The sequence below is a fragment of the Streptomyces solincola genome, from assembly GCF_002982015.1.
Taxonomy (GTDB): domain Bacteria; phylum Actinomycetota; class Actinomycetes; order Streptomycetales; family Streptomycetaceae; genus Streptomyces; species Streptomyces solincola.
The window spans coordinates 1-6852 of sequence record NZ_PVLV01000428.1 but is presented as its reverse complement, the minus strand read 5'-3'; the positions used below and the strand labels follow the sequence as shown (position 1 = coordinate 6852).

Below are 6852 nucleotides of genomic sequence, written 5' to 3'. Positions count from 1 at the left end.
GGGTGGCCCCGCCGGCGGTGCCGATCGGGAAGTGCGCCGGGGCCGGCCCGCCGCGGCGCGGGAAGCGGGCGCCGGTCGTCCCCGGCCGGGGGAACCGGCGCGGGAAGCGGGCGTCGGTCATCGGGATGACGCCCTGCTCGGTCCCGGTGACGGCGAAGGCGCCCAGGCCCAGCACCCGGCCGGTGTAGTGGGTGAGCGCGCTGTCGTAGGCGGCCCGCTCCAGCGGCCGGCGGGAGAACTCGGTGTACTCCACCAGGGCCCGGTCCTCGGCGAGCGGCAGGACGTAGCCGAACGCCAGGCCGTGCGCGGGCTGCGGGACGCGGAAGTCCATCAGGTGCGCGGTGGCCGGGTCGAAGCGGGGCCGGTCGGTGTGCACGAACCAGCCGCGGAAGTGCTGGAGCAGGGTGGTGCGGGCGGGCGGCAGCCCGGGCAGCGGGCGCGAGTCGAAGACGTACCGGCCCCAGAGCGTGAAGGGCCGCCCGTCGGCGCCGGCGCCGTGCACCTCCGCCCCGGGGGCCCCGTCGGTCCGTCCGCGCACGCCGTGGACGGTGGCGCGCAGCAGCCCGGCCCCGGGGTGGGCCGCGAGCCGGGCGTGCACCAGGCGTTCGAACGGCGTCGAGCGGAGCATCCGGTAGCGCAGCGGGGCGGGCTCGGCCTCGACGACGCCGCCGTCCGGGCCGGTGATGCGCAGCCTGGACCACTCGGCGGTGACGGCCTCCTCGAACTCCCCCGGTCCGTCGTCCCAGTGGCACCAGGTGCGCTCTGCCGGGCGCAGCGGGCCTTCCGGGGCCTCCACCACCGTCACCGGGCCGGCGCCCGTGCGGGTCAGCCAGTGGGCCAGGGTCAGTCCGGCGGCGCCCCCGCCGACGACGACCACGCCGTCGTTCACGCCATCCGACACGTCCGTCCTTCCCGCGCGCAGCTCCGTCGCGCCCTCGGCGCGCCCCGGCAGGCGTCTGCCCGGGAAGGCCGCACGCACTCCGGGCCGGTCGTGCCCGGTCGATCATTCCCCGGGGGTGCGGCCGCCGCCGCGGCGGCGCGGACGCCGGCCGGTCGCGGTCCCTCTACCGGGCTACCCGGCTACCGGGCGGTGAGGGCGGCCGACCGGTGGGCGGCCGGGTGGTCGGTGAGCAGCTCCCGCGCGGCCCGGGTCCCGGAGGCCAGCGCGCCCTGCACCGAACCGGTGGCCCGGTGGTCGCCGCACACGTAGTGCCCGGAGGCGGTGCGGGTGGTGCGGCTGAGCGGCCAGGGCGGCGGCATCGCGGGCAGCGCGCCGTCGATGGTGTACGCCGCGATCTGCTGCCACCCGGAGGTGTCCGTCCGGTACAGCTCGGCGAGCCTGCGGCGCACCCGCGCGGCGACGTCCGGCCGGTCGCCGCCCAGCACCGAGGTGGACACCAGGGCGGTGCCCGGCGGGGCGTAGGAGGGCGCGACCTCGGTGAGCACGCAGGTGTTCAGCACGGTCAGGGCGGAGTCGGTGACCAGCGTCGGCTCCGCGATCGGGGCGGCGTCGGCGGCGTGGTAGTACGTGGTGACGGCCCGGGTCTGCGGGGCGGGCAGGCCGGGCAGCAGCCGGGCGGCGGTGGCCCCGTCGGTGGCCACCACCACGGCCCCGGCGAGCAGTTCGGTTCCGTCGGCGAGGACGACGCCGGTGGTGGTGAGCGAGCCGACCGGGGTCTCCAGCCTCAGGACGCCGGGCGGCAGCGCGGCGGCGAGCTGCGCGGGCACCGCGCCGATGCCGTCGGCCGGCAGGCAGAGCGTGCCGCGGCCCATGCTGCGCAGCACCAGGTGGAAGAAGCGCGCGGAGGTCTCCAGCCGGTCCTCCAGGAACACCCCGGCGAGGAAGGGCCGCAGCAGTTCGTCGATGGTCCGGCGGGACAGCCCGGCCGCGTCCAGCGCGGCGGAGGTGGTGCGGTCGGCGCGCCGCTTGACCGCGCCGGCGGGCAGCAGGGTGTCGTAGGCGACGAGCCCGGCCAGCGCGGCGAGGTCCCGTGCGGGCAGCGCCCGGCCGGGCAGCAGCTCGCCGGCCGAGCCGGGCCGCCGGGTGGGATCGGCCAGCCTGACCGGCCCGTCCGAGGTGTGCGCGATCAGCCCGGGGGTGAAGGGGCGCAGCCGCAGGGCCTTGAGGTCCAGACGCCGCCTGACCTGGGGGTAGGAGGTGTTGAACACCTGGAAGCCGCGGTCGAGCAGGAAGCCGTCCCGCCGGTCGGTCCGCATCCGCCCGCCGACCTGGTCGGACGCCTCCAGCAGGGCGACCCGCAGGCCGGCCCGGCTGAGGTCGAGGGCGCAGGCGAGTCCGGCGAGCCCCGCCCCGACGACGACGGCGTCGGGTGCGGGCGGGCGCTGTGCGGCGGTCATCTACGTCGGCTCCTCGGCGGTACGCGGTACGCGGTACGCGGTCAACAGGGCGGCGGACGGCCCCGCGGGTCCGGGCCCCGCGGGTTCCGGGGTGCGTGGACCCTGGCCGGGTGGGGCGGGTCAGTCCTCGCTCCGGTCCCGGTCCCGGCGGGGGTCGGGTTCGCCGCCGCCGATGGTGTCGGCGTACTCGGACGGGTCCATCGTCCCCTCCCGGTCGGGGTTGATGCCGGCGCTTCCGCCGGGCTGGCCGCCGCCGGTGGTGCCGTAGCCGCCCGGGACGCCGGGGACGCTGTCCGCGTCGGCCTGCTCGCGGCTGATGCGGCGGGTGGCGCGGACCCCGGCCCGGCGCTCCGGGTACGGGTACTCGAACGGCCGGGCCTCGGCGCGCTCCTCGTCGGCCGCGAGGGCCGCGTCGGCGTTCTCGGCGCGCTCCCGGGCCTCGTCGGGCTCCTGGTGGTGCTCCTGGCCTCGGTCCGGATTGCGTGCATTGTCCTTGTCGGTCATGCGCGTCGCGTACCCCTCCCCCGCCGGCCCATGCGGTGGCGCGCCGGGGCGGGCCCCGGGCGCGCTCCCCTCGTGCGGCCGTGACCGCTCAGGCGCCGGACCCGGCGGCGGGGGACTCGGCGTCGGGGGACTCGGCGTCGGCGGACCGCTGGTCCCGGACCCGCTTGCCGACCACCGCGGCCGCGGCCAGCGCCGCTCCGGTGAAGGCCGCGGCCACCGTCCAGGGGCGGTCCAGGCGGTGGCCGGTGACATGGTCCAGGGAGAGCCGGCCCGCGCCGGCGACCCCCAGGGTGGCGGCCGCGAAGCCCAGAAAGGCCGGGTACTCGAAGCCGCCGGACTGGTTGAAGAACCCCGCTGGTGCGTGCACCGCGACCGCGCCGGCCATCGCGCCGGCCGCGGCGGCGCCGGCCGCGGGGGTGGCCAGGCCGAGCAGCAGCAGCGTCCCGCCGCCCGCCTCGCCGAGCCCGGCGGCGAGGGCGCTCCGGCGTCCGGGCCGATAGCCCATGGACTCCATGGCCTTCGCCGTGCCCTCCAGGCCGCCGCCTCCGAACCAGCCGAACAGCTTCTGGGCGCCGTGCGCGGCGAGCACCGCGCCGGTCCCGGTGCGGAGGGCGAGCAGACCGAGGTCCCGTCGGTTCAGCGGGGTGGAACGTGTCATGGGGTTGCTCCCGTCGTACGGCTGTGGCGTGCCGTTCCCACTGTGGCCACCTGCGGCCCGGCGGGGCGGCGTTGCTGCGCCGTACGGGTGACCGGCCGTCGGGAGCCGTACGCTACATTTTGCCTCTCCTTGACCGCGATCATTCACTTCGGAGCGGCACTCATGAGCGACATCCTCGACGGCCTCGGCCGCGCCACCGCCTACGGCGCTCTGGGCGTGGTCCTGCTGATCCTCGGCATCGTCCTGGTCGACGTCCTGACCCCCGGCAAGCTGGGCAGACAGATCTGGGAGCAGCGCAACCGCAACGCGGCGGTGCTGCTCAGCTCGGCGCTGCTGGGCATCGGCGGCATCGTGTTCACCTCGATCTGGACGACGTACGACGAGTTCGGCAAGGGTCTGGTGTCCACCGCGGTGTTCGGGGTGCTGGGCCTGGTGCTGATGGCCGTGGCGTTCTGGGTGGTGGACCTGTTCACGCCGGGCAAGCTGGGCGCGACGCTGGTGGAGCAGGAGCCGCACCCCGCGGTCTGGGTGTCGGCCTCCTGCAATCTGGCGGTGGCCGCCATCGTCTCGGCCTCCATCGCCTGACGGCGGCGCCCGTGGTCTGACCGGCGGGTGCGGCCGCCGGGCGCGCCGCCCGCTCCGGCTCATCGCGTGCTCCGGCTCATCGCCCGCTCCGGCTCAACCGGCGGGCCGGACCGGCTCCACCTCCAGGAAGCGGCGGCCGCGGGGGCCGCGGTAGAGGAGGGCGTCCCAGCCGAGGCGGTCCAGGAGGGCGGCGCACTCGGCGAGGGCCCGCTCCTCCTCCTGCGCGGCGCCCGAGCCCGGCGGGCCGGGCCAGGTCACCCGGACCGTGCCGGGCCGCTCGCCCGCCCCGACCAGGTACCCGGCGCGCACGCGCCGGCCCTCCGCGTCCACGGCGGAGGGGGCGACGCCGCCCGCCTCCAGCGCCAGGGCCACCGCCCGGACCGGCTGGTTGCGCTCCCAGGGCGCGGGGGACGCCCGCGGGTCGCCGCCGCCCGCGCCGGTGAGCCGGCGGATCTGGAGCAGCCCGTCGAACGCGGCCCGCACCTCGGCCGCCCGGCGTCCGGCCGACTCCGCCGGCGGCGCGGGCCCGTCGCCCGCGGCCGCTTCGAAGGCGCCTCCGGTCGCGCCTTCCGTCATGTGAGCCTCCGGATGTCGCCGCGCACCCGGTAGAAGCCGCCCGACGCCGGGTGGACGGCGTCCACCACATAGCGGGCGCCCGCCTCGCGGATGTCGCGGGGGAACTGCACCCGCCAGGACTGGTCGTAGCCCTCCGAGACCACGCGCACCCGCAGCTTCGCGCCGTCCTGGACGCACTCCACGACGATCGACCCGGCCGGCGCGGCCGCCACCGTGGCCACCGAGGCGGCGGTGGTCGCCGGGGCGTAGGTGGGCAGCGCGGCGGCGAGCTTGACGTCCCGGGCGACCGGCACGGAGCCCTGCTGGGCGGCCGCGACCGCCGCGTCGCTCGCGTCCACGCAGACCAGCGAGCCGTCGGTGGTGACCAGGTACAGCCGCTCGTCGCGGTACTGCATGGACAGCGCGGAGCCGCCGCCGGTGCCCAGCTTCCACAGCCGCGTGCCGTCCCGGTCGAAGCAGTACACCGAGGACGAGGAGTCGCCGGCGAAGACGTACCGGCCGCCGGGCGAGGTGGCGCAGGAGTAGACCGCGCTGTCGCAGGTGTACGTCGCCTCCAGCGCGCCGTCGGCCTTGGCCAGCCGCTGGACCACCCGGTGTCCGGTGCCCGCGAAGACCGCGTCCGGCTCCTGCCAGCCGAAGAGCACCGCCCCCTTGGTGCGGGTGTGCCACAGCTCGCCGCCGCCGTCCGGGGCGTAGGCCGTCACACCGCCGGTGTGGCCGTGGTAGACGGCGCGGTCGTCGGCCCGGACCATCCAGGCGTGTTCGCCGCGCCCGCCGCGCGCCCACTGGTGCTCGTCCTCGTGGTCGATGACGGTGAGCCGGCCGGCCCGGTCCGCCACGTCGAGCACGCCCTCGTGGATGTCGAGCCAGAAGATGTCGACGTCCGCGGAGATCTCGTACGCGGCGAACGGCAGTTTGGACGACAGGTCGTACACCCGGCCGTCGTCGCAGCCGGCGTAGATCCAGAAGTCGTCGGCGACCAGGCACTTGACCCCGTCCGGCAGACGGTAGCGGGCCTGCACCTCGCCGGCGTGGTCCAGCGTGTAGACGTCGCCGGACTGGTTGCCGACCCAGGCGCGCTCCTCGTCCACGTGGATGCCGAACGCGGCCGATCCGGTGCGGAAGCGCCACAGCACCGGCGCGACGGCCCGCGCGGTGGACGGCGCGGAGGCCACCTGGCGGCGGGTGACGGACCGCGGCGCGCGCTGTCCCCGCACCGCCGGGGCGTACCCCTTGCGCACCTTCTCGCCTATCTTCTTCGCGGCGGCGGCCTGCGCCTTCTGCGCGGTGGGGAAGACGGACGTCTGGAGCTGCCCGGCCGCGCCGATGCGCCCGTAGCGCACGGACACCGTCTCGCCCGCGACCGTCACCTCGTAGAACTTGTGCGCGCCTCCGCCGTCCTGCGACAGCTCCAGATACGTCGTCGACGCGGACGCCGACATGGCAGCAGACGACATGGCAGACCTCTCCCCCAGGCTTCGGTCCGCGGCCTTCCGCGAACCCCACTGCCTGAAGAGTAGGAGCCGGCACTGACAACGCCTTGCGAGGTCCCCCGATCGGCACGCTCCGGCGGGCGGCGCGGCGCGCCCCCGGCGACGATGGCGGAGGACGACACACCGGGCGGTCCGCGCAAGGGGCGCCCACGGCCTCGCGGCCCTGTCGAGGCCGGCCCTTTCCGGGGGTGGAGCCCTACCGAGGGTGGAGCATGCAACTCAGTCGCGGGCGCCGCTACCGGACCTCCGCCGCGCTCGCGGTGCTGGTCCTGCTCGCCGGCACCTCGATGCTGCTCCGGCCCGGCGGCGAGCGCCGCACCACCGCCGCGCCGCCCGACCGGCCGGCCGCCGCCCGCCCTCTGCACCAGGGGCCCCGGCCGGCCATCGTGCCCCGCTCGGCCTGGCACGCGGAGGAGGTGGACACCGCCCCGGCGGCCCGGTACGCGCCGGCGGTGAAGGCCGCGGTGGTGCACCACACCTCGACGCCGAACGGCTACGACTGCGCGGAGGTCCCCGGCATGCTGCGCGGGCTGTACGAGGGCCACGCACACGGGCAGCACTGGGACGACATCGGCTACAACTTCCTGGTCGACGCCTGCGGGACGGTCTACGAGGGCCGCGCGGGCGGGGTGGACCGCCCGCGCGGCCCTCGTAGACCGTCCCGCAGGCGTCGACCAG

General features: G+C 76.9%; 7 protein-coding genes and 1 pseudogene. 2 read left to right on the top strand and 6 right to left on the bottom strand.

The features are described from left to right. From C6N75_RS23810 to C6N75_RS23795, 4 genes are all read right to left on the bottom strand, one after another. Nucleotides 1-901, bottom strand: a 901-nt coding sequence (locus C6N75_RS23810) for a lycopene cyclase family protein (protein ID WP_105870950.1), incomplete at its 3' end; no start/stop codon positions are given. Nucleotides 902-1080: 179 nt separating this feature from the next. Continuing rightward, the gene (locus tag C6N75_RS23805; RefSeq protein WP_105870949.1) at nucleotides 1081-2358 is read right to left on the bottom strand and encodes an NAD(P)/FAD-dependent oxidoreductase; all 1278 of its coding nucleotides are present in this window, start codon (nucleotides 2356-2358) and stop codon (nucleotides 1081-1083) included. Nucleotides 2359-2478: 120 nt separating this feature from the next. Then, nucleotides 2479-2862: a hypothetical protein gene (locus C6N75_RS23800; protein ID WP_105870948.1), complete on the bottom strand. Its 384-nt coding sequence runs from the start codon at nucleotides 2860-2862 to the stop codon at nucleotides 2479-2481. 88 nt (nucleotides 2863-2950) lie between these two features. Beyond that, nucleotides 2951-3520, bottom strand: coding sequence for a DoxX family protein (locus C6N75_RS23795; protein WP_105870947.1), 570 nt, complete (start codon nucleotides 3518-3520; stop codon nucleotides 2951-2953). A gap of 162 nt (nucleotides 3521-3682) precedes the next feature. Between C6N75_RS23795 and C6N75_RS23790 the strand changes: the two genes are divergently transcribed. Continuing rightward, on the top strand, nucleotides 3683-4105 hold the full coding sequence (locus C6N75_RS23790) for a DUF350 domain-containing protein (RefSeq protein ID WP_105870946.1): 423 nt from the start codon (nucleotides 3683-3685) through the stop codon (nucleotides 4103-4105). A gap of 93 nt (nucleotides 4106-4198) precedes the next feature. Here C6N75_RS23790 and C6N75_RS23785 read toward each other — a convergent pair whose 3' ends face one another. Both C6N75_RS23785 and C6N75_RS23780 read right to left on the bottom strand, forming a co-directional pair. Next, nucleotides 4199-4681, bottom strand: coding sequence for a hypothetical protein (locus C6N75_RS23785; RefSeq protein WP_105870945.1), 483 nt, complete (start codon nucleotides 4679-4681; stop codon nucleotides 4199-4201). Continuing rightward, on the bottom strand, nucleotides 4678-6138 hold the full coding sequence (locus tag C6N75_RS23780) for a WGR domain-containing protein (RefSeq protein WP_105870944.1): 1461 nt from the start codon (nucleotides 6136-6138) through the stop codon (nucleotides 4678-4680). The genes C6N75_RS23785 and C6N75_RS23780 overlap by 4 nt, the downstream gene beginning before the upstream one ends. A gap of 248 nt (nucleotides 6139-6386) precedes the next feature. Here C6N75_RS23780 and C6N75_RS23775 point away from each other — a divergent pair. After that, nucleotides 6387-6852: pseudogene (locus C6N75_RS23775) on the top strand (N-acetylmuramoyl-L-alanine amidase); the annotation flags it as partial.

Excerpts from the sequence above, each read along its gene's own strand:
- C6N75_RS23790 (WP_105870946.1), top strand. The coding sequence starts at position 3,683 with ATGAGCGACATCCTCGACGGCCTCGGCCGCGCCACCGCCTACGGCGCT.
- C6N75_RS23795 (WP_105870947.1), bottom strand. The coding sequence starts at position 3,520 with ATGACACGTTCCACCCCGCTGAACCGACGGGACCTCGGTCTGCTCGCC.
- C6N75_RS23785 (WP_105870945.1), bottom strand. The coding sequence starts at position 4,681 with ATGACGGAAGGCGCGACCGGAGGCGCCTTCGAAGCGGCCGCGGGCGAC.
- C6N75_RS23780 (WP_105870944.1), bottom strand. The coding sequence starts at position 6,138 with ATGTCGTCTGCTGCCATGTCGGCGTCCGCGTCGACGACGTATCTGGAG.
- C6N75_RS23805 (WP_105870949.1), bottom strand. The coding sequence starts at position 2,358 with ATGACCGCCGCACAGCGCCCGCCCGCACCCGACGCCGTCGTCGTCGGG.
- C6N75_RS23800 (WP_105870948.1), bottom strand. The coding sequence starts at position 2,862 with ATGACCGACAAGGACAATGCACGCAATCCGGACCGAGGCCAGGAGCAC.